This window comes from Tepidimonas aquatica, from assembly GCF_007556585.1.
GTDB lineage: Bacteria > Pseudomonadota > Gammaproteobacteria > Burkholderiales > Burkholderiaceae_C > Tepidimonas > Tepidimonas aquatica.
Map to the genome: position 1 here is coordinate 121837 of NZ_VJNA01000001.1, position 21063 is coordinate 142899.

Annotated in this window: 19 protein-coding genes; 9 read left to right on the forward strand and 10 right to left on the reverse strand. The window is 69.3% G+C overall.

Translation table 11 applies throughout. The annotated features are described in order from the left end of the window. The first annotated feature begins 86 nt into the window (after positions 1 to 86). Positions 87 to 2783 (forward strand): methionine synthase, encoded by a 2697-nt coding sequence (gene metH, locus Taqua_RS00580; protein WP_144324113.1) that lies wholly within the window; start codon positions 87 to 89, stop codon positions 2781 to 2783. A gap of 14 nt (positions 2784 to 2797) precedes the next feature. Here the strand turns inward: metH and Taqua_RS00585 are convergent, their stop codons facing one another. Next, complete coding sequence (locus tag Taqua_RS00585) at positions 2798 to 5281, reverse strand: GspE/PulE family protein (protein WP_246094555.1); 2484 nt, start codon at positions 5279 to 5281, stop codon at positions 2798 to 2800. A 30-nt stretch (positions 5282 to 5311) separates the two neighbouring features. Beyond that, positions 5312 to 6865: a YifB family Mg chelatase-like AAA ATPase gene (locus Taqua_RS00590; RefSeq protein WP_144324114.1), complete on the reverse strand. Its 1554-nt coding sequence runs from the start codon at positions 6863 to 6865 to the stop codon at positions 5312 to 5314. Between the two features lie 134 nt (positions 6866 to 6999). Here Taqua_RS00590 and Taqua_RS00595 point away from each other — a divergent pair, with 134 nt between their 5' ends. From Taqua_RS00595 to Taqua_RS00605, 3 genes are all read left to right on the forward strand, one after another. After that, positions 7000 to 7338, forward strand: coding sequence for a P-II family nitrogen regulator (locus tag Taqua_RS00595; protein ID WP_132962867.1), 339 nt, complete (start codon positions 7000 to 7002; stop codon positions 7336 to 7338). A gap of 38 nt (positions 7339 to 7376) precedes the next feature. After that, positions 7377 to 8801, forward strand: a complete 1425-nt coding sequence (locus tag Taqua_RS00600; RefSeq protein ID WP_144324115.1) for an ammonium transporter — start codon at positions 7377 to 7379, stop codon at positions 8799 to 8801. A gap of 129 nt (positions 8802 to 8930) precedes the next feature. Continuing rightward, a complete protein-coding gene (locus tag Taqua_RS00605) occupies positions 8931 to 9701 on the forward strand; it encodes a sulfite exporter TauE/SafE family protein (RefSeq protein ID WP_144324116.1) in 771 nt (256 codons plus the stop codon). A 25-nt stretch (positions 9702 to 9726) separates the two neighbouring features. On the opposite strand, the gene mrdA is transcribed toward Taqua_RS00605, so the two are convergent. Genes mrdA through Taqua_RS00625 form a run of 4 tightly spaced genes read right to left on the reverse strand, consistent with a single transcriptional unit; the run spans position 9727 to position 14173 of the window. Beyond that, complete coding sequence (mrdA, locus tag Taqua_RS00610; protein ID WP_144324117.1) at positions 9727 to 11679, reverse strand: penicillin-binding protein 2; 1953 nt, start codon at positions 11677 to 11679, stop codon at positions 9727 to 9729. 7 nt (positions 11680 to 11686) lie between these two features. Then, entirely contained in the window at positions 11687 to 12208 is a 522-nt protein-coding gene (gene mreD, locus Taqua_RS00615) for a rod shape-determining protein MreD (protein ID WP_144324118.1), read from the reverse strand. A 2-nt stretch (positions 12209 to 12210) separates the two neighbouring features. Next, positions 12211 to 13089, reverse strand: a complete 879-nt coding sequence (gene mreC / locus Taqua_RS00620) for a rod shape-determining protein MreC (protein WP_144324119.1) — start codon at positions 13087 to 13089, stop codon at positions 12211 to 12213. A gap of 37 nt (positions 13090 to 13126) precedes the next feature. Continuing rightward, positions 13127 to 14173, reverse strand: a complete 1047-nt coding sequence (locus Taqua_RS00625; RefSeq protein ID WP_144324120.1) for a rod shape-determining protein — start codon at positions 14171 to 14173, stop codon at positions 13127 to 13129. Positions 14174 to 14324: 151 nt separating this feature from the next. On the opposite strand from Taqua_RS00625, the gene gatC reads away from it, so the two are divergent. From gatC to gatB, 5 genes are read left to right on the forward strand one after another with little or no spacing between them, the layout of a single operon-like run. Continuing rightward, a complete protein-coding gene (gatC, locus tag Taqua_RS00630) occupies positions 14325 to 14624 on the forward strand; it encodes an Asp-tRNA(Asn)/Glu-tRNA(Gln) amidotransferase subunit GatC (protein WP_144324121.1) in 300 nt (99 codons plus the stop codon). Continuing rightward, entirely contained in the window at positions 14621 to 16135 is a 1515-nt protein-coding gene (gatA, locus tag Taqua_RS00635; protein ID WP_144324122.1) for an Asp-tRNA(Asn)/Glu-tRNA(Gln) amidotransferase subunit GatA, read from the forward strand. The genes gatC and gatA overlap by 4 nt, the downstream gene beginning before the upstream one ends. A 4-nt stretch (positions 16136 to 16139) precedes the next feature. Next, positions 16140 to 16400, forward strand: a complete 261-nt coding sequence (locus tag Taqua_RS00640) for a DUF4160 domain-containing protein (RefSeq protein WP_144324123.1) — start codon at positions 16140 to 16142, stop codon at positions 16398 to 16400. A gap of 20 nt (positions 16401 to 16420) precedes the next feature. Next, on the forward strand, positions 16421 to 16660 hold the full coding sequence (locus Taqua_RS00645; RefSeq protein WP_246094556.1) for a DUF2442 domain-containing protein: 240 nt from the start codon (positions 16421 to 16423) through the stop codon (positions 16658 to 16660). Between the two features lie 46 nt (positions 16661 to 16706). Continuing rightward, a complete protein-coding gene (gene gatB / locus Taqua_RS00650) occupies positions 16707 to 18200 on the forward strand; it encodes an Asp-tRNA(Asn)/Glu-tRNA(Gln) amidotransferase subunit GatB (protein WP_144324125.1) in 1494 nt (497 codons plus the stop codon). A 134-nt stretch (positions 18201 to 18334) separates the two neighbouring features. On the opposite strand, the gene Taqua_RS00655 is transcribed toward gatB, so the two are convergent. Genes Taqua_RS00655 through Taqua_RS00670 form a run of 4 tightly spaced genes read right to left on the reverse strand, consistent with a single transcriptional unit; the run spans position 18335 to position 21045 of the window. Beyond that, positions 18335 to 18925, reverse strand: a complete 591-nt coding sequence (locus Taqua_RS00655) for a DUF4124 domain-containing protein (RefSeq protein ID WP_144324126.1) — start codon at positions 18923 to 18925, stop codon at positions 18335 to 18337. A 42-nt stretch (positions 18926 to 18967) separates the two neighbouring features. Next, positions 18968 to 19684, reverse strand: coding sequence for an orotate phosphoribosyltransferase (pyrE, locus tag Taqua_RS00660; protein WP_144324127.1), 717 nt, complete (start codon positions 19682 to 19684; stop codon positions 18968 to 18970). Between the two features lie 54 nt (positions 19685 to 19738). Beyond that, positions 19739 to 20122 carry a fluoride efflux transporter CrcB gene (gene crcB, locus Taqua_RS00665; protein ID WP_425472552.1) on the reverse strand — a complete coding sequence of 128 codons (384 nt, stop codon included), beginning with the start codon at positions 20120 to 20122 and terminating at the stop codon, positions 19739 to 19741. Then, complete coding sequence (locus tag Taqua_RS00670; RefSeq protein ID WP_144324128.1) at positions 20119 to 21045, reverse strand: 5'-nucleotidase; 927 nt, start codon at positions 21043 to 21045, stop codon at positions 20119 to 20121. Before Taqua_RS00670 ends, crcB begins: the two co-directional genes overlap by 4 nt. Positions 21046 to 21063: the final 18 nt, after the last annotated feature.

Sequence of the window (21063 nt, forward strand, 5' to 3'; positions counted from 1 at the left end):
GCCCGCCTACAATGGCATGTTTTGACCAACGTGCGGCCGTGACTGCGGTGTCTTCCGAATTCCCTTCGTCCCCTGCGGTGCCCCCGATGATCCTGGCTGGCCTGGAGCCACTGGTCATCGGGCCGGGCAGTCTGTTCGTCAACATTGGCGAGCGCACCAACGTGACCGGCTCGCGCGCGTTTGCGCGCATGATTCTGGAGGGCCGCTTCGAGGATGCGTTGGCCGTGGCGCGCCAGCAGGTGGAGGCCGGCGCCCAGATCATCGACGTCAACATGGACGAGGCCATGCTCGACAGCAAGGCCGCGATGGTGCGCTTCCTCAACCTCATCGCCAGCGAGCCCGACATTGCGCGCGTGCCGGTGATGATCGACTCGTCCAAGTGGGAGGTGATCGAGGCGGGCCTGAAGTGCCTGCAAGGCAAGGGCGTGGTCAATTCGATCAGCCTCAAGGAGGGGGAGGCCGAATTCAAGCGCCAGGCCCGGCTGATCCGGCGCTACGGCGCCGCCACCGTGGTGATGGCGTTCGACGAGCAGGGCCAGGCCGATACCTTACAGCGGCGCATCGACATCTGCGCACGCGCCTACCGCATCCTGGTGCAGGAGGTGGGCTTTCCGCCCGAAGACATCATCTTCGACCCCAACATCTTTGCAATCGCCACCGGCATCCCGGAGCACGACCGCTACGCGGTGGACTTTATCGAGGCCACGCGCTGGATCAAGGCCAACTTGCCCGGCGCCAAGGTCTCGGGCGGGGTGAGCAACGTCAGCTTCAGCTTTCGCGGCAACGAGCCGGTGCGCGCGGCCATCCACACGGTGTTTTTGTACCACGCCATTCGCGCCGGCATGGACATGGGCATCGTCAACGCGGGGCAAATCGGGGTCTACGACGAGCTGGATCCCGAGCTGCGCGAACGCGTCGAAGACGTGGTGCTGGCGCGCCGGCCGGACGCCACCGAGCGCTTGCTGGCGCTGGCCGAGCACGTCAAAGGCGCGGCCAAGGACGACAGCGCCCGCCTGGCTTGGCGCGCGCTGCCGGTGGAGCAGCGGCTGCAGCACGCGCTGGTGCATGGCATCACCGACCACATCGTCGACGACACCGAAGCGTGCTGGCGCGCCATCGAAGCGCGCGGCGGGCGGCCGCTGGAGGTGATCGAAGGCCCGTTGATGGCGGGCATGAACACGGTGGGCGACTTGTTTGGCGCGGGCAAGATGTTTTTGCCGCAGGTGGTCAAAAGCGCGCGCGTGATGAAGCAGGCGGTGGCCCACCTGGTGCCGTACATCGAGGCGGAAAAGGCCCAGATGCTGGCCGCCGGGGCTGAGGTCAAGCCCAAGGGCACGATCGTCATCGCCACCGTCAAGGGCGACGTGCACGACATCGGCAAAAACATCGTCAGTGTGGTGCTGCAGTGCAACAATTTCAACGTCGTCAACATGGGTGTCATGGTTCCGTGCCACGACATCCTGGCCAAAGCCAAGGAGGTGGGCGCCGACGCGGTGGGGTTGTCGGGGTTGATCACCCCTAGCCTGGACGAGATGCAGCACGTGGCCGCCGAAATGGACCGCGACCCGTGGTTCGTTGAGCGCGGCGTGCCGCTGTTGATCGGGGGCGCGACGACCAGCCGCGTGCACACCGCGGTCAAGATCGCGCCCAAGTACCGCGGGCCGGTGGTGTACGTGCCGGATGCCTCGCGCGCGGTGGGGGTGGCGCAGGCGCTGCTGGGCGAGCAGCGCGCCGCGTTCGTGGCCGAGGTGCAGGCCGACTACGAGCGCGTGCGCCAGCAACACGCGGCCAAAAAGCCCGTGGCGCTGTGGCCCCTGGCCAAGGCGCGTGCCAACCGCACCCCCATCGACTGGGGAGCGTGGCAGCCGCCGCGCCCGGCGCTGCTGGGGCGGCGCGTGCTGCGCAACCTGAACCTGGAGGAACTGGCGCGCTACATCGACTGGACGCCGTTTTTCCAGACCTGGGACCTGGCAGGTCGCTACCCGGACATTTTGCAGGACGAGGTGGTGGGCGAGCAGGCGCGCAAGGTGTTCGACGACGCGCAGGCGATGCTGCGGCGGCTGATCGACGGACGCTGGATCAGCGCGCATGCGGTGGTGGGGCTGTGGCCGGCCAGTGGCGAGGGCGACGACATCGTGCTGTACGCCGATGAAGCGCGCACGCAGCCGCTGATGACCTGGTACAACCTGCGCCAGCAAACGCCCAAAGAGGTGATCGACGGCGTGATGCGCCCGAGCCGCTGCCTGGCCGACTTCGTGGCGCCGCTGGCCAGTGGTGTGGCCGACTACGCCGGCGCGTTTGCCGTGACCGCCGGTGTGGGGGCCGACGAGCGCGCCGCCGCGCTGGAGGCGGCGCACGACGACTACGGCGCCATCATGCTCAAAGCGCTGGCCGACCGCCTGGCCGAGGCTGCCGCCGAATGGCTGCACGAGCGCGTGCGCAAAGAACTGTGGGGCTACGCCCCGCACGAGGCGCTGACCAACGAGGCGTTGATCGCCGAGCGCTACCAGGGTATCCGGCCCGCACCGGGCTACCCCGCCTGCCCGGACCACACGGTCAAGACGGACTTGTTCGCGCTGCTGGGGGCGCACGAGGTTGGCATGGAGCTGACGGAAAGCCTGGCGATGACCCCGGCGGCCAGCGTCAGCGGCTTTTACCTGGCGCATCCGCAAGCCACGTACTTCAACGTCGGCCGCATCGGGCACGATCAGTTGGAGGATATGGCGCGCCGCCGTGGCATGCCGGTGGAGGAACTGGCGCGCTGGTTGGCGCCGTTGCTGTAGTCCGCCGTCGGGGCTTACTGCGCCGTGCTGGCGCGGATCTCATCGATCGTGGTCAAGCCCTGCAGGGCCTTGACGATGCCGTCGTGCCGCAGCGTGCGAAAGTGTCCGTGCTGCGTGACCGCGTGCGCCAGCGCTTCGGCCGGGGCGCGGGTCTGGATCAGGCGGCGCACCGGTGCGTCGACCATCAGCAGCTCGTGCAACCCAAGCCGTCCCCGGTACCCGGTGTGATCGCACTGGGGGCAGCCGGTGGGGGTGACCCACAGCGGCTCGGCACCCTGCAGGCTTGCCGCCCACTCGGCCAGCACCGCCTCGGGGCTGGGGCGCAGGTCCTCGGGGAACAGGTGGCGGTAGTCTTCGATGAGTTCGTCGCGCTGCGCGTCCTGCAGGGGCTGGCGCTGGGCGCAGTGCGGACACGCACGCCGCACCAGCCGCTGCGCCAGCACGGCGGTGAGCGAATCGGCGAAGTTGAACGGGTCCATGCCCATGTCCAGCAGGCGCACGACCGTCTCGGGCGCGCTGTTGGTGTGCAGCGTGGACAGCACCAGGTGCCCGGTGAGGCTGGCCTCGATGGCCATTTGCGCGGTTTCGGTGTCGCGGATTTCGCCCACCATGATGACGTCGGGGTCAGCGCGCAAAAATGCCCGCAGCGCTTGGCCGAACGTCCAGCCGATTTTGGGGTTGACCTGCACCTGGCGCAGCTCGGGGTTGGTGATTTCGACCGGGTCTTCGGCGGTCCAGATCTTGCGCTCCGGCGTGGCGATGTGCTGCAGCAGCGCGTGCAGCGTGGTGGTTTTGCCGCTGCCGGTGGGGCCCACGCACAACACCATGCCGTGCGGGCGTTGCACGGCTTGCTCCAACCGGCTGAGGATGGACGTCTGCAGCCCCAGCTCGTGCAGCGGCATGGCACGCGCACTGGACAGCAGGCGCAGCACCACGTCCTCGGCACCGCCGTAAGTCGGGATGGTTGCAACACGCAGGTCGATGGGATACTGAGGAGCAAACTTAGCAAAGTCGATCTTGCCGTCCTGCGGCTTGCGACGCTCGGAAATGTCGAGGTCGCACATGATTTTTAGGCGCGCCACCAGCGCCGCGCGGTAGGTGTGCGGCAGCTCCATGTAGGGCCGCAGGCGCCCGTCTTTGCGCAGGCGGATGCGCACCTTGCGCTTGCCGGGAAAGGTCTCGACGTGGATGTCGGAGGCGCCCTGGTGGTAGGCCTCGATGATGATCGAGTTGATCAGCCGCACCAGCGAGTTGTCCGACTGCTCCACCGGTGCCAGCGCTTCGCCGTCGTCGTCGCTGCTGCCTTCCTCCAGCGAAGCCAGCAACGCCTCGGCGCTGGTGGCCTCGGCCCCGCCGGTGGGCTCGGGTGGCAGGGGCTCGGCGCCGCCGTCCAGGCCAAAGCTCGCGTAGGCCTGCGTGACCGTGCGGGCGTCCAGCGGCGTGCTGGACAGTGCTGGCACGACCTTGCACTGCAGCGTGAACTCCAACTCGTCGATGGTGGCGCGGCTTGACGGGTCCTCGGCGGCGATGATCAGCGTGCCGTTGCGCCACAGCAGCGGCACGATGCGCAGCCGCCGCGCCAGCGCCAACGGCACGCGTCGCAGGGCGTCGGCGTCGATGGGGAAGCTGCTCAGGTCCACCACCGGGTAGCCCATCTTGCGCGCCAGCGCCACGCGCAACTGCTCGCGCGTCAGCTGCCCGCTTTGCACCAGCAGCTCACCCAGCGGGGTGTTGCGTTCCTGTTGCTGGCGCTGCAGCGCTTCGTGCAGTTGTTCTTCGGTAATGAAGCCCAGCGCCGTGAGCGCCTCGCCGATGCGCACCAGCGGCATGCGCTGCTGCTCTTCCAGCGCCTGCAGCAGCTGCTCGGGCTTGACGATTTCCTTGATGACCAGGTAGTCGCCCAGCTTGCGCCGGCGCAGCGCCTCCTGCTCGCGCGCGGCTTGCTCGACCTGCTCCGGCGTCAGGGCCTGCTGCTCGACCAACACGCGCCCGATCGCTTCGCCCACCTGTAGCTCGCGGTAGGCTTCGCGTGGCCAAAAAAGGCGACGCACGCGGTCGTGCTCGTCGATCGGCTCGAACAGAAAGACGCCCGCGTCGGACTCCACGTGCCCAATCGTGTCGCCGGTGCGCGTGCTGCCGTCGCTGAGCACGATGCGGTACGGCAAGTGCGGACGGTAGCGCACCAAGGCTTCGAAGCTGCTGTCCGGAGGCTGCGTTTCGGTGATTTCGATCGGGGCCAGCGGGGTGGTCAGCGCGAGCCGGCGAAACATATCGAAGCGCAGCGGCATGACGGCGCGCGACGGCGGCACCTGGATCTGCGCGACGCGCCGGTCCAGCTCCAGCGCCACCAGCACGGCGTTGCGCACCTGGCCGTTGATGCCTTCGATCTCACACGGTTCGGGGCCGCCGCTGGCCGACGGGTTGGCGTACCCGATGTACGGCGGGGTTGGCCAGCGCAGCACAGGTGGCGAGTGTTCGGCGTCGGTGGCGGCTTGCATGGTGGGCGCGGCAACGAGGTTGCTGCGCGATTATGCGGGCAATGTGCCCGCGACGGGGCGGTATTGCAGTGCTTCGGCCACATGCTGTGGTTCGGTGTCTGCGCTGCCGGCCAGGTCGGCGATGGTGCGCGCCACGCGCAGCGTGCGGTGGGTGGCCCGTGCGGACCAGCCAAGCCGCGTGGCGGCCTGTTGCAGCAGCCGCTGGGCCGGGTCGCTCAGCTGCGCGTGTTGCAGCAGGGCATCGCCTTGCAGCGCGTGGTTGGCCACGCCTTGCCGCTGCATGGCGCGCTGGCGCGCCTGCGCCACCCGCTGGCGCACCACGGCGCTGGGCTCGCCGGGGGCCGTCTGCAAAAGTTGTTCGGCGGGCAGCGCGGGCACCTCCACCTGCAAGTCGATGCGGTCCAGCAGGGGGCCACTCAAGCGCGCGCGGTAGCGCTGCACCTGCTCCGGGGTGCAGCGGCAGCGCGGGTGTGCAGCGCCCAGGTAGCCGCACGGGCACGGGTTCATCGCCGCCACCAACTGAAAGCGCGCCGGGTATTCCACCTGCCACTGGGCGCGCGACAGGCGCACGCTGCCGGTTTCCAGCGGCTCGCGCAGCGCTTCCAGCGCGGTGCGGCTGAACTCCGGCAACTCGTCCAGAAACAGCACGCCGTGGTGCGCCAGCGAAATTTCGCCTGGCCGTGGCGGCGAGCCGCCGCCCACGAGGGCCGCCGCGCTGGCCGTGTGGTGCGGGTTGGCCCAAGGGCGCTGACGCCACTGTTCGGGCCGAAACCGCCCCAGCAACGACGCCAACGCCGCCGCTTCGAGCGCCGCCTCGTCGTCCAACGGCGGCAGCAGGCCGGGCAGACGCTGCGCCAGCATCGACTTGCCGCTGCCCGGCGGTCCGATCAACAACAAGCTATGGCCGCCGGCGGCGGCGATTTCGAGCGCGCGGCGGGCCGCCGCTTGCCCTTTGACGTCGGCCAGGTCCGGGCCGCAGGGTGCGTCGGGCGTGCTGGGTTGACCGCTCAACACGCGCCAGCCGTCCGTGTCGTTGGTCGCGCCGGTGCCGGCGGCCAACGCCAGGTGCCGCACGACGTCGGCCAAATGGCGCGCACGCACCACGGTCAGCCCGGGCACCAAGGCGGCCTCTTCGGCGCTGTCTGGGGGCAGCACCAAGGTGCGCGATGGTGCACCATGCACCATGTCGGTGCGTGCGGCCAGCGCCATCGGCAACGCGCCGCGCACCGCCCGCAGCGCACCGGTCAGCGATAGCTCACCCGCGAACTCGTAGCCGTGCAGCCGCGCCGCGTCGAGCTGGCCACTGGCCGCGAGGATGCCCAGGGCGATGGGCAGGTCCAGCCGCCCCGACTCCTTGGGCACGTCGGCTGGCGCGAGGTTGACCGTGATGCGCTGGTTGGAGGGCCATGCCAGGCCGCTGGTCTGGATGGCCGAGCGCACGCGTTCGCGCGCTTCCTTGACTTCGGTGTCGGCCAGGCCGACCAGCGTGAAGCTGGGCAGTCCGTTGGCCAGGTGCACCTCGACGTGCACCGGCAACGCTTGCAGCCCCAACAGCGTGCGGCTGCGCACCACGCACAAGCTCATCGTTGTCGATCCTCCCCGTCAGGCCTGAGCACCGATGATGCCACAGCATGGGCAGGGCACGGTTGGCACGCCTCGTGCTTACGCTGAGCATGCGCCGCGGCTGCGGCAAGCCACCCAACGAGGAAAGGAAAGCCATGAAACTGGTCACCGCGATCATCAAACCGTTCAAGCTGGACGAGGTGCGCGAGGCGCTTGCGGCCATTGGGGTGCAGGGCGTCACCGTCACCGAGGTCAAAGGGTTCGGGCGCCAAAAGGGCCACACCGAGCTGTACCGCGGCGCGGAGTACGTGGTCGATTTTTTGCCCAAGGTCAAGGTCGAGGCGGCGGTGCCCGATGAGCGCGTCGAGGCGGTCATCGAGGCCATCGAAGGTGCTGCGCGCACCGGCAAGATCGGCGACGGCAAGATTTTTGTGCTGCCGCTGGAGCAAGTGATTCGCATCCGCACCGGGGAAACCGGTGTGGACGCCCTGTGAAGCATTCGATTGACCTAACCGTTGGCAAGGGGATTGCAATGAAACGACTGATGATGGGTTTGTGCTTGGGCCTGGGCTTGCTGTGGGGAGCCGCAGCGTGGGCCCAGGGTGAGGCGGCCAACGACGGCGCCGCGGCGGCACCTGCGGCTGCGCTGGTGCAGGAGGCGCCGGCCAGCCCGGCAACGCCGGCCGAGCCTGCGGCGGCGCCAGCGGAATCGGCCGCCCCGGCGGTCACCGTGAACAAGGGCGACGTGGCCTGGATGATGACCTCGACCTTGCTGGTCATCATGATGGTGATTCCGGGCCTGGCGCTTTTTTACGGCGGCTTGGTGCGCAGCAAGAACATGCTGTCGGTGCTGATGCAAGTGCTGATGGTGTTTTCGCTGATCACCGTGTTGTGGGCGCTGTACGGCTACAGCCTGGCCTTTGGCGGCGAGGGGGCCATCATCGGCAGCTTGGACAAGGTGTTCCTCAAAGGGGTGACGACGGCGTCGCTGGCCGACACCTTCACCGAGAACGTCAAGATCCCCGAGCTGATCTTCGTCGCGTTCCAGGCCACGTTCGCGGGCATCACCTGCGCGCTGATCGTGGGCTCGTTTGCCGAGCGCATCAAGTTTGGCGCGGTGCTGCTGTTCAGCGCCATCTGGTTCACGTTCAGCTACCTGCCGATCGCGCACATGGTGTGGGGGCCGGGCGGCTACCTGCTGGGCAAGGGCGCGCTGGACTTCGCCGGCGGCACCGTGGTGCACATCAACGCCGCGATGGCCGGTCTGGTGGGCGCCTACATGCTGGGCAAGCGCATCGGCTACGGGCGTGAAGCGATGCCCCCGCACAGCCTGACGCTGACGATGGTGGGCGCGTCGTTGCTGTGGGTGGGCTGGTTCGGCTTCAACGCCGGCTCCAACCTGGAGTCCACCGCGGGGGCCACGCTGGCTTTCCTCAACACGCTGCTGGCCACGGCGGCGGCGGTGCTGGCCTGGTCCATCGGCGAGGCGCTGCACAAAGGCAAGGCCTCGATGCTGGGCGCGGCTTCGGGCGCGGTGGCGGGGCTGGTGGCCATCACGCCGGCGTGCGGCTCGGTCGGCCCGATGGGGGCGCTGGTCATCGGCTTGGTGGCGGGCTTCCTGTGCCTGTGGGGCGTGACGGGCCTCAAGAAGATGTTGGGTGCCGACGACTCGCTGGACGTCTTCGGTGTGCACGGCGTGGGCGGTATCGTCGGCGCGCTGCTGACCGGGGTGTTCGCGGCGCCGACGCTGGGGGGCACCGGTGCGGAAGACTTCTCGATCGCCAGCCAGTTGCTGGTGCAGGCTGAAGGGATCGTCATCACGATGGTGTGGTCCACGGTGGTGGCGGCGGTGGCCTACAAGATCGTCGACATGGTGATGGGGCTGCGCGTGAGCGAAGAAGAAGAACGGGAGGGCCTGGATATCACCTACCACGGGGAGTCGGCGTACAATCGCTGATCACACGGCGTACGCTGTTGGGGGGTAGCCCGGTGCCTGGTGCAGGCACCGGGTTTTTTTGCTCGTGGACGGTCGCAGGGGCGTCAAGCGCCGGCGCGTGGGGGCGTTGGGGCGGCTACCATCGGGGCGATGGAATGGCTGATTTTGACCGCCGCGGCCGGGCTGGCCGGGTTTGTCGATGCGATCGTGGGCGGTGGCGGCCTGATTTTGGTGCCGGCGCTGTTCGCGACGTTTCCCGCCGCGCACCCGGCCACATTGCTGGGCACGAACAAAAGCGCCTCGGTCTGGGGCACGGCTGCGGCCACCTGGCGCTACGCGCGCCGCGTGGACCTGCCGTGGCGCGCGCTGCTGCCGGCGGTGGGCGTGTGCCTGCTGGGGGCGTGGGCCGGCGCGTGGCTGGTGACGCGGGTGCGCCCCGACGCGCTGCGGCTGGCGCTGCCGGTGGTGCTGTTGGCGGTGCTGCTGTACACGTTGGCGCGCAAAGACCTGGGGCGCCACCACCGGCCGCGCTTCAGCGGCCGCGCCGAGGCGTGGGCAGCCTGCGCGGTGGGCGGCGGCATCGGGCTGTACGACGGTTTTTTCGGTCCCGGCACCGGCAGTTTTTTGGTGTTTGCCTTCGTGCGCTGGCTGGGCTACGACTTTTTGCGCGCCAGCGCGGCGGCCAAGCTGCTCAACACCACCTCCAACGTGGCGGCGGTGGCGCTGTTTGCCGCCAAGGGGCACGTCTGGTGGCACTACGGCGTGGCGATGGCGCTGGCCAACGTCGTGGGCAGCTTGTTGGGCACGCGGCTGGCGCTGCGCCACGGGGCGGGGTTTGTGCGCGGGGTGTTTTTGCTGGTGGTCACGGTCCTCATCGCCAAAACGGCGTGGGACGCCTGGGGCACGGTGGGGGGCCACTGAGCCGGCGCTCACCCCGCCGGCGCGTTCACGGGCGCGGTGGCCAGGGGACTTCGTCGACGCGCCGCGGCACGCCGATGGGCGCGGCGGTTTGGCCTTTTTGCGTCGCGGCGATGTCCTCCTCGCTGGGGTACAAGCCCAACAGCAGGTAGTCGAACACGCGTCGCACGATGGGTGCGGCATGGGCCGCCCCAAAGCCCGCGTTTTCGACGATGGCGGCGGCCACGTAGCGTGGTGCTTCAGCCGGCGCGAACGCCACGTACAGCGAATGGTCGCGTTGGTACTCGGCCAGGCGGGCGGCGTCGTAACGCTCACGCTGCCCGATCGTGACCGCCTGCGCGGTGCCGGTTTTGCCGCCGCTGCGGTACGGCGCGCCGGCAAAGGCGCGCGCCGCCGTGCCTTCGGTGGTGACGCCCACCATGGCGTCCAGCACCACGCGCAGGTTCTCCGGGCGGTACCCCAGCGGCCGGGGCGGCTGGGCCGGGGCCAGGGGCAGGGGAGGCTGGCCGACCGGCAACGCTTGGAGGGCCACGTGGGGCGTCATACGCTGGCCGCCGTTGGCCAGCGCCGCCACGGCGGTGGCCAATTGCAGCATCGTGAAGCTGTTGTAACCCTGGCCAATGCCCAGCGAAATCGTTTCGCCCGGGTGCCAGCGTTGCTGCTCCGGCTGGCGGTAGGCGGCGCGTTTCCAGGCCGGGCTTGGCAGGATGCCGCGCACTTCGCCCGGCAGGTCGATGCCAGTGCGTTGCCCAAAGCCCAACGGGGCCATGAAGTCGTGGATCGCCTGCACCCCCATCTCGTGCGCCAGCGTGTAGTAGTAGACGTTGCTCGACAGTACGATGCTGCGGCGTAGGTCCACCATCCCCAGCGCCGTTTCCCCGTGGCTGCGAAAGCGGTGGTTGCCCAGCGTCCAGTAGCCCGGGTCCAGCACCGCGGTCTGTGGGGTGCGCAGCCCCAGCTCCAGCGCGGCCAGCGCCATGAAGGGCTTGTAGGTGGAGCCCGGCGGGTAGGTGCCGCGCAGCGCGCGGTTCAGCAGCGGGCGGTCCAGCGATTCGTTCAGTTCGCGCCAGGTGTCGCTGTCGATGCCATCGACAAACAGGTTGGGGTCGAAGGTCGGCATGCTAACCAGCGCCAGCACTTCGCCATTGTGCGCGTCGAGCACCACCAGCGCGCCGCGGCGCCGGCCGTACAGCCGCTCCACCAGGTGCTGCAGCCGCACATCCAGTGCCAGGCGGATGTCGTCGCCGGCCTGCGCTGGCGTTACGCCGAGGCGGCGCACCGCGCGGCCGGTGGCGGTGGTTTCGAGTTGTTCCAAACCGGTGCGGCCGTGCAACCGCTCTTCCTGGGCCGCCTCGACGCCTACCTTGCCGATGTGGGTGGTGCCGCGGTAGTTGGCCACGCGCTCGTCGGGCCAGTCGTCCATTTGCGCGCGGTCGCGCTCGCTGATGCGGCCGATGTAGCCGACGACGTGTGCGGCGGTTTCACCCAACGGGTAGCGGCGCAGTTGGCGGGCTTGGATCTCCACGCCCGGCAGCGCCCACAGGTGCGCGGCCACACGCGCCATTTCGGTTTCGCTCAGGCGGCTTTTGAGCGGCAGCGGATCGAAACGCTTGGATTCGGCGCGCAGGCGGCGAAAACGCTGCAGGTCGCGCGGGGTCAGCTCGACCAGCTCGCCCAGGCGCTGCAGGGTGGCATCGAGGTCGGGCGTGCGGCCGGGGGTGACCTCCAGCGTGTAGACCGGCACGTGGTCGGCCAGCACGATGCCGTTGCGGTCCAGGATGCGCCCGCGTGGCGGCACCAGCGGCACGACGGCGGTGCGGTTGCCTTCAGCCTGGGCGACGTAGCGATCGTGGTGCAGCACCTGCAACACGTAGGCGCGCACGCCCAGCAGGCCAAGCAGCGCCCAGGCCACCCCCAGCGCCACCCACGCGCGGCGGCGTTGGCGCTCGATGCGGTCCTGGGGGTCGGTGACCAGCGCCATCGCGAGCTTACAGCGGCCGGGTGTCGTCGGGGTCCGGCGCACGGCGTTGGGGCGCCAGCAGCACGCGCGTGGCCAGGGGCCAGCAAGCCGCCGTCAGCACCGGTGCCACCCACAGCGCCCCGCTGGGGGGGCCGTCGCCGGCCAGCCAGCGCACCAGCCACTGCAACGCGTAGGCCAGCAGCACCAGCGGCAGCACGTGCAGCGTCTGCCCCAGCTGGTCGAACCACAGCACACGCCGGTGCAAAGAGACGGCGCCGTAGGCCAGCACCGTGTAGGCCAGGGCATGTTGTCCCAACAGGGCGCCCTGGTGCACGTCGAGCAGCAGCCCCGCCACGAACGCCACGCCAACGCCAACGCGGCGCGGCTGGTGCACGCTCCAAAACAGCAGCACCAGCGCCAGCCAGTCCGGCCACCACGGTGGGGCGCCGAGCTGGCCTTTCAGCACCATCAACACGCCCGCGGCGGCCAGCGAGCCCCAGATGAAACCCGGCTTGGCTGGCAGCAGCAGAGGCTCTCCACGTGGCAGCATCGTCAGCCTCCCTGCGCCCGTCGGGTGTCGGCGTCGCGGCGCTGCAGTACCAGCACGTGCAGCGCGTCGCGCACGCGCGCCAGCGGGCGTGCTTCGACCCAGGCAAACCCGCTGCCCTGCGGCTCCACCTGCGTGATCTGGGCCACCGGCAGCCCCGGCGGGTACACGCCATCGATGCCGCTGGTGACCAGCATGTCGCCGGCCGCCGAGTTGGTTTGCGCGGGCACGAACCGCAGCGTCAGCAGCGGCGCGTCCAGGTCACCGTTGCCAAAGGCCAGGTAGCGCTCGCCACTGCGGGTGTTGAGCACCGGCACGGCCAACCGCCGGTCGACCAGCAGCGTCACCTCGCTGGACCAAGGGTGCACCCGCGTCACCTGGCCCAGCACCCCCAGGCCGTCCATCACGGTGTCGCCAGGCTGCACGCCGTGCGTGGCGCCGCGGTCGATGACGACGCCCGGGCGGTACGGGTCGGGCAGGGCGTACAGGATCTCGGCGCCCAGCGCCTGCGGCCAAAGCTGCTCGCGCAGCCCCAACAGGGCGCGCAACTCGCGGTTTTCCTGCGCCAGGTGCTCGACCAAACCCGCGCGGTCCGCTTGCGCCGCCAGCGCCCGCTGAGCCGCTTCGGCCTGTTGGCGCGCCGCGTGCACGTCGGTGAGGTAGCCCGCCACCCAACGCACCGCGTGCACGGGTTGCAACGCCACCCATTGCACCGGGTACAGCACGGTGGCCATCGCGCTGCGCAGCGGCGGCGTCAGGCGCAGCCGAACGTCCAGCACCATCAGCAGCACCGCCAACGCGCTGAGCAGCAGCAGCTTGGTCAGCGCTGGGGTGCCCTGCTTGAAAAAGGGCGGTGGGGTGCGGTCCAGGGTGCCCGGCGGCATCGTGCATCCGGTGGTGCGTGCGGCGCCGGCGCGGGCCTCACTCGCTGGTGAAAATCCCGTGGCCCAAGCGGTCCATCTGCTCCAGCGCGGTGCCACAGCCGCGCACCACGCAGGTCAGGGGATCTTCGGCGACGAACACCGGCAAGCCCGTTTCTTCGTTCAGCAGGCGGTCCAGGTCGCGCAGCAAGGCCCCGCCGCCGGTCAGCATCATGCCGCGGTCGGCGATGTCGGCGCTCAGCTCGGGCGGGGTGTTTTCGAGTGCGATCTTGACCGCGCTGACGATCTGGTTGATCGGCTCGGTCAACGCTTCCAGCACCTCGTTGGAGCTGATCGTGAAGCTGCGCGGCACCCCTTCGGAGAGGTTGCGGCCTTTGACCTCCATCTCGCGCACCTCGGAGCCCGGGAACGCGCTGCCGATGGTTTTTTTGATCAACTCGGCGGTAGGCTCGCCGATCAGCATGCCGTAGTTGCGGCGGATGTAGTTGATGATCGCTTCATCGAACTTGTCGCCGCCGACGCGCACGCTGCCCTTGTAGACCATGCCGCCCAGGCTGATGACGCCCACCTCGGTGGTGCCGCCGCCGATGTCCACCACCATCGAGCCTGCGGCGTCGGCCACCGGCAAGCCCGCGCCGATGGCGGCGGCCATCGGCTCCTCGATCAGGTAGACCTCGCTGGCGCCGGCCCCCAGGGCCGACTCGCGGATGGCGCGCCGCTCCACCTGGGTGGAGCCGCACGGCACGCAGATGATGATGCGCGGGCTGGGGCGCAGCATCGAGCGCGGGTGCACCATCTTGATGAACTGCTTGAGCATTTGCTCTGTGACGGTGAAGTCGGCGATCACGCCGTCCTTCATCGGGCGGATGGCCTCGATGTTGCCGGGCACCTTGCCCAGCATGGCCTTGGCCGCCTTGCCCACCGCCTGGATCGTCTTTTTACCGCTGGGGCCACCTTCGTGGCGGATGGCAACCACCGACGGTTCGTCCAACACGATGCCTTTGCCACGCACGTAAATGAGCGTGTTGGCGGTGCCCAGGTCGATGGCAAGGTCGGTCGAAAAGTGCCGACGCAGGGATTCGAACATGGTTGAGCGTATCCGGTGCGGCCCGTGGGGGCAACAGCGCGCGCCGGTGCAAGGGGCGCGGCCGGCAGCGGGCCTGTTTGTGAAACCCAGGATAATACCGCAAGCCCAACGATTGGCAGGGCACCCTTAGTTCGCGACGAGGACCGATTCCATGGCCTTGACTTTGCAGGATGTCGAGCGGCTGGCGCACCTGGCGCGGCTGGCCATCGACCAGGCTGGCGCCCAGCGTATGCAGGCGCAGCTCAACGCGTTTTTTGGTTTGGTCGAGCGCATGCAGGCGGTCGACACCTCCGGCGTGGTGCCGTTGGCCCACCCTGCCGAGATGTTCACCGACGTGGCGCTGCGCCTGCGCGACGACGAGGTGCGCGAGCCCAACCGCCGCGACGAGTACCTGGCCAACGCGCCGCTGGCCGAGCAGGGTTTGTTTTTGGTGCCGAAGGTGATCGAATGAGCCAAGCACTGCATACGCTCGGGGTGGCCGAGCTGGTGGCGGGCCTGCGCGCGCGCACCTTCAGCAGCGTGGAGCTGACGCAAGCGCTGCTGCAGCGAATCCGGGCGCACGCGCAGCTGGGCGCGTTCGTGGCGCTGGACGTGCAAGCCAGCCTGGCGCAGGCGCGCGCGGCCGACGAGCGCCGCGCCCGCGGCGACGATGCGCCGCTGCTGGGGGTGCCGATCGCCCACAAGGACGTACTGGTCACACGCGGCTGGCCCACCACCGCCGGTAGCCGCATGCTGGCGCGCTACCGCAGCCCGTTCGACGCCACCGTCGTGGCGCGGCTGGGCCAGGGCGACGACGAGCACGCCGGGGCGGGCGCGGTGACGCTAGGCAAACTCAATTGCGACGAGTTCGCGATGGGCTCGGGCAACGAACACTCGGCCTGGGGGCCGGCACGCAACCCGTGGGACCCCGCCCGGGTGCCGGGTGGGTCGTCGGGGGGCTCGGCCGCTGCGGTGGCGGCGCGCTTGGTGCCCGCTGCCACCGGCACCGACACGGGCGGCTCGATTCGCCAGCCGGCGGCGTTTTGCGGCATCACTGGCATCAAACCCACCTACGGACGCTGCTCGCGCTACGGGCTGGTGGCCTACGCGTCCAGCCTGGACCAGGCCGGCCCGATGGCGCGCTCGGCACGGGATTGCGCGCTGCTGCTGTCGGCCATGGTGGGGCCGGACCCGGACCGCGACGCCACCAGCCTGGACCTGCCGCCTGACGATTACACGCGTGGGCTGGACGAGCCGTTGCCGGGCGCCAGTGCGACGCGTCCGCTGCAGGGTTTGCGCATCGGCCTGCCGCGCGAATTTTTCGGTGCCGGCTGCGCGCCGGATGTGCAGGCCGCGGTGCGGGCCGCGCTGACCGAGTTCGAACGCCTGGGTGCCACACTGGTGGAGGTGAGCCTGCCGCGCACCGAGCTGGCCATCCCGGCTTACTACATCATTGCCCCGGCCGAGGCCAGCTCCAACCTGAGCCGCTACGACGGCGTGCGCTACGGCCACCGCGCGGCCCAGTACGACGATTTGCTTGACATGTACCGCCGCAGCCGTAGCGAAGGCTTCGGGCCGGAGGTGCAGCGCCGTATCCTGATCGGCACCTACGTGCTGTCGCATGGCTACTACGATGCGTACTACTTGAAAGCGCAGCAAATCCGGCGCATGATCGCGCAGGATTTCGTGGCGGCGTTCGAACAGTGCGACCTGTTGGCCGGGCCGGTGGCGCCCAGCGTGGCGTGGCCGATCGGCGCGCAGGATGACGACCCGGTGGCGGCGTACCTGGCCGATATTTACACGCTGCCGGCCTCGCTGGCGGGTCTGCCGGGCATGAGTGTGCCGGCCGGCTTTGGCGACGGTGGCCTGCCGGTGGGGCTGCAACTCATCGGCCCGTACTTGGGCGAGGCACGGCTGCTGCACGCGGCGCACCAGTTCCAGCGTGTCACCGACTGGCACTTGCGTGCGCCGCCGGGGGTTTGAGCCGATGCCGACCATCTGCGCGTTCTACGGCTTGCTGATCCGCATGTACTGGGATGATCATGAGCCTGCGCACTTTCATGTCACCTACGGCGAATACAGTGCGGTGTACGCGATCGAGACGCTGACGATGTTGCGCGGTGCCTTGCCTCGACGGGCCCACGCCATGGTGTTGGAGTGGGCCGCGGCGCACCGTGACGAATTGATGGAGGACTGGCAACGATGCCAACAGCGACAGCCCTTGTTGCCGATTGCGCCGTTGGATTGACGCCCGACTTGCCACCTGTGGTGGCGGTGCGCGTGCTGCGGCATGGCGTTTTGGAAGTGAGCTTTGCGGACGGGTGCACGGGGTGCGTCGAAATGCTGCCCTCGCACATGACAGGTGTTTTTGCGCCCTTGCGTGATCCTGCGGTGTTTGCCCAGGTGGGCGTCGTGGGTGGCGCCGTCAGTTGGCCTGAGGGGGTCGATTTGGCACCGGACGCCATGTACCAAGCCATCGTCCGCAACGGCCGCTGGGTGCTGGAATGACCATGGGTTGGCAACGGCGGTCGCGCCGCTCGCATGGAAGATTGATATGAATAGCACTTGTTTGATCGACGGGTACGAAGTCGTCATCGGCTTCGAGACCCACGTGCAGCTGTCCACCCGCAGCAAGATTTTCAGCCGCGCCGCCACCGCCTTCGGTGCCGAGCCCAACACCCAGGCCTGCGCGGTCGACTTGGCATTGCCGGGCACGCTGCCGGTGATGAACCGCGCTGCCGTCGAGTGCGCGATCCGCTTCGGCTTGGCGGTCGGCGCGCAGATCGCGCCGCGCAGCGTGTTTGCGCGCAAAAACTACTTCTACCCCGACCTGCCCAAGGGCTACCAGATCAGCCAGTACGAAATACCGGTCGTGCAAGGGGGGGCGGTGACGTTCTGGCTGGAGCAGGGCAAGGGCGCCAGCCAGCAGCGCGTGCAGCGCACGGTGCGCCTGGTGCGCGCCCACCTGGAGGAAGACGCCGGCAAAAGCCTGCACGAGGACTTCCACGGCATGAGCGGCATCGACCTCAACCGCGCCGGCACACCGCTGCTGGAAATCGTCACCGAGCCGGACCTGCGCTCCAGCGCCGAGGCGGTGGCGTACGCCAAGGCCTTGCACCGCATCGTCACGTGGATCGGCATTTGTGACGGCAACATGCAGGAGGGGTCGTTTCGCTGCGACGCCAACGTCAGCGTGCGCAAGCCGGGCCAGCCGCTCGGTACCCGGCGCGAGATCAAAAACCTCAACTCCTTCAAGTTCATGCAGCAGGCCATCGACTACGAGGTGCGCTGGCAGATCGAGCAGTTGGAGGACGGACACGCCATCGAACAAGCCACCGTGCTGTTCGACCCCGACAGCGGCCAGACGCGCGCGATGCGCACCAAGGAAGACGCGGCCGACTACCGCTACTTCCCCGACCCCGACCTGCCGCCGCTGGTGATCGCCCCAGGCTGGGTGCAGCAGGTGGGCGCGCAGATGCCGGAGCTGCCTGACGTGATGGCGCAGCGCTTCGAGCAGCAGTATGGCCTGCCGGCCTACGACGCCGCGACGCTGACGCAGTCGCGCGCGATGGCGGCGTATTTCGAGGACACGGTGCGCGCGGGCGCGGCCCCCAAGGCCGCCAGCAACTGGATCATGGTGGAGCTGTCGCGCCGGCTCAACGCCGCCGAGCTGGACATCGAGGCCTGCCCTGTGTCCCCGGCGGTGCTGGCGGCGTTGCTGGCACGGGTGGCCGACGGCACGCTGAGCCAGAGCGCCGCCAAGCAGGTGCTGGAAGAGCTCTGGAGCGGATCCGGCAGCGGTGAGCCGCTGGCGCGGGTGGACGCCATCATCGAGGCCAAGGGTCTGCGGCAGATGAACGACACCGGGGCGTTGCAAGCCATCGTGGCCCAGGTCATCGAGGCCAACCCGAAAAACGTGGCCGAATACCGGGCGGGCAAAGACAAGGCGCTCAACGCCCTGGTGGGCCAGGTGATGAAGGCCACGCAGGGCAAGGCCAACCCGCAGCAGGTCAGCGAGCTGCTGCGCCAAGCGCTGGCCCAAGGCTGACGGTGTCACCCCGGGCGGGTGGTCAGCGCGCCGGGGCCGCTGTGGGCGGCGGCGATGGCGCCGCCCACAGCCGGCGTAGCGTGGCCAGCTCGTCGTCGAAGCGTTGCACCACGCGCGCGTGTTCGCGTTGCAGGTCATCGACGTACTGCTGTTGCTGCTGGCGTTGGCTGGCGTTGCTGGCCAGCCGGTGCTTGAGGACCGCCGGCGCGCGCTGGATCCTTGCGGTAAAACTCCATCTCGTCTTGCAGCCGCCGGGCCTCGTCATCCAGCCGCTGCAGGTGCTGCTGCGCCGCCTGCAGGCTGGCGTGCAGCTGCGCCAGCGCCGTCTCGCGCGCGCGCTGGTGGGCGGCTTCGTCGGGGTAGCGCATCAACAGCAGCTGCTCGCGGCGTTGCTGCTCGGCGGCCTGGGCTGCGGCTTCGGCCTGGGCACGCTGCTGGGCGGCGAGGCGCTCGCGCTGCTCGGGCGCGGGGGGCGGCTCGATCACACGGCGCACCACGCCGCTGGGGCCGAGCTCGCGTTGCACGCGGTCACTGCATTCCGGGATCGGTCGGTCCGATGACAGCAGCCGCCCCTGCGCGTCGGTGCAGGTGTAAATGGGCGCGCGCACGGCGGCCGGGGCATTTTGCGCCTGGGCCATCGGACCTGCCAGCAGCACCACGCCCACCCACGCGACGGCGTGCCAGGCGATGAGGGGTAACAGGTGGGGCGAGCGGCGTGACGGCATGGCGGCGACGGTGCGGTCCCGGTCATGGTCACGGGGGCTCCCTCACCCTACACCGTAGCGCGCGCGGTACTGCAGGACGCGCTGGCGGTGCTGCGCCATGTCCGGGTGTTGTTGTGTTTGCAGATACTGCAGCAAATCGTCCAGTCTGGCAATGGCGCACACGGCCAGGCCCAGCTCGCGCTGCACGTACTGCACGGCGCTGTAGGGTACGTCGCGCACGGTGCCGTCGGCGGCTACTTCGGTGGCCATCTCCTGCCGGTCCAGCGCGATGGCCAGCGCATGCGGTGTGGCGCCAGCGCCACGGATCAGCGCGATCGATTCGCGCGCTGCGGTGCCGGCGCTCATGACGTCGTCGACGATCAACACCCGGCCCTGCAGGGGCGCGCCGACCAGGGTACCACCTTCGCCGTGGTCCTTGACCTCTTTGCGGTTGTAGGCAAACGGCTTGTTGTGGCCGCGGCGCGCCAGCTCCACCGCCAGCGCCGCCGCCAGGGGGATCCCTTTGTAGGCGGGGCCAAAAATCATGTCGAACACCACGCCGCTGGCCAGGATGCGGTCGGCGTAAAACGCCGCCAATTGCCCGAGCTTGGCGCCGTCGTCAAACAGCCCGGCGTTGAAAAAATACGGGCTCAGGCGGCCGGCCTTGGTTTTGAACTCGCCAAAGCGCAGCACGCCGCAGGCCAGCGCAAACTGCACGAAGCGCTGCGCCAGCGGGTCGGGGTTGGCGTGGGGGGCGCTGGGTGGGGTAGGGGTGGTCATGGTCGTGTCGGCACGGGGAGCAGCGGGCCGCCATTGTAGGCAGGCGTCACGCCGTCAACCCCGCAGCGCGGCGTAGCTGGTCCAGCCCAGTGCCGTCAACAGCAGCGAGCCGCCCACGTGCAGGCCGATGGCGGCCAGCGCCCACGGCAGGCGGCCCTGTTGCAGCAGCGTCACGACTTCGATCGAAAAGCTGGAAAACGTCGTCAACCCCCCCAGCAGGCCGGTGACGACGAACAGGCGCCACGGCGGTGCGATGGCCGGGTGGTGCAGGAAGAAGGCCACCGCCACGCCAATGACGTAGGCGCCGACCCAGTTGGCCGCCAGCGTGCCCAGCGGCAGGTGCGGTAGTACCGCGTTGAGCGCCAGCCCCAGCCACCAGCGCAGCAGCGCCCCCAAGGCGGCCCCCGTGGCCACGGCGACGATCGAGACGGTGATCATGCCGTGCCCTCCCGCGGCGCCGCAGGGGGTGGGTTGGTCACTCCACCCGCGACGTGGCCGGCCGGCACGTGCTCGGCGGCGCTGGCCACGTGGCGCGTTTGGTCGTCGAAGAAAAAGTCAGGCTCGAACTCGCGCAAAAACGGGCCTTTGTCCAGGCCGCCCAGGAACATCGCCTCGTCGACCTCGATGTTCCAGTCCATCAGGGTGCGGATGGCGCGTTCGTGCGCCGGGGCGCTGCGCGCCGTCACCAGCGCGGTGCGGATGCGCATGGTGGCGCTGCCCGCTTGTTGCAGCCGGTGCAACGCCTGCAGCAAGGGCTTGAAAGGGCCGCCGGGCAGCGGCACGCTGGCGTGGCGTTGTTCGTGGTCTTGGAAGGCGTGCAGGCCCTGGGTTTGGTACACGCGCTCGGCTTCGTCCGAGAACAGCACCGCGTCGCCGTCGAAGGCGATGCGCACCTCGCGCGGGTGGGCGTCGCTGGCGCGGGGCGCGTGCGGGTACACCTGCGCGGCCGGAAAGCCCGCCGCCAGCGCCGCGCGTACATCCTCGATGTTGGCCGACAGAAACAGGTGCGCCCCCAGCGGGCGCAGGTAGCGCCACGGCGGCGCGCCGCGCGTGAACACGCCGCGTTGGATCGGCAGGGCGTCGTGCCCCGCGGAGCGAAACACGCGCAGGCCCGACACCGGGTCGTTGCGCGACAGGATCACCACCTCCACGCGCGTCACGCCATCGGCGTTGAACGCCAGCAGCTTGCGCACCAGCGAGTGCGCCACGCCGGGTTGCGCCGGCTGCTGCAGGCGCTGCAACTGCAGCGCCATGTAGGCGCGGTCATCGCCTTGCTCGAAGACGCGGTTTTCTTCTTCGAAGTCGAACAGCGCGCGCGACGAGATCGCGACGACCAGACACTCGGCAGGCAGCGTGCTCATGGTCGCGATTCTGGCACG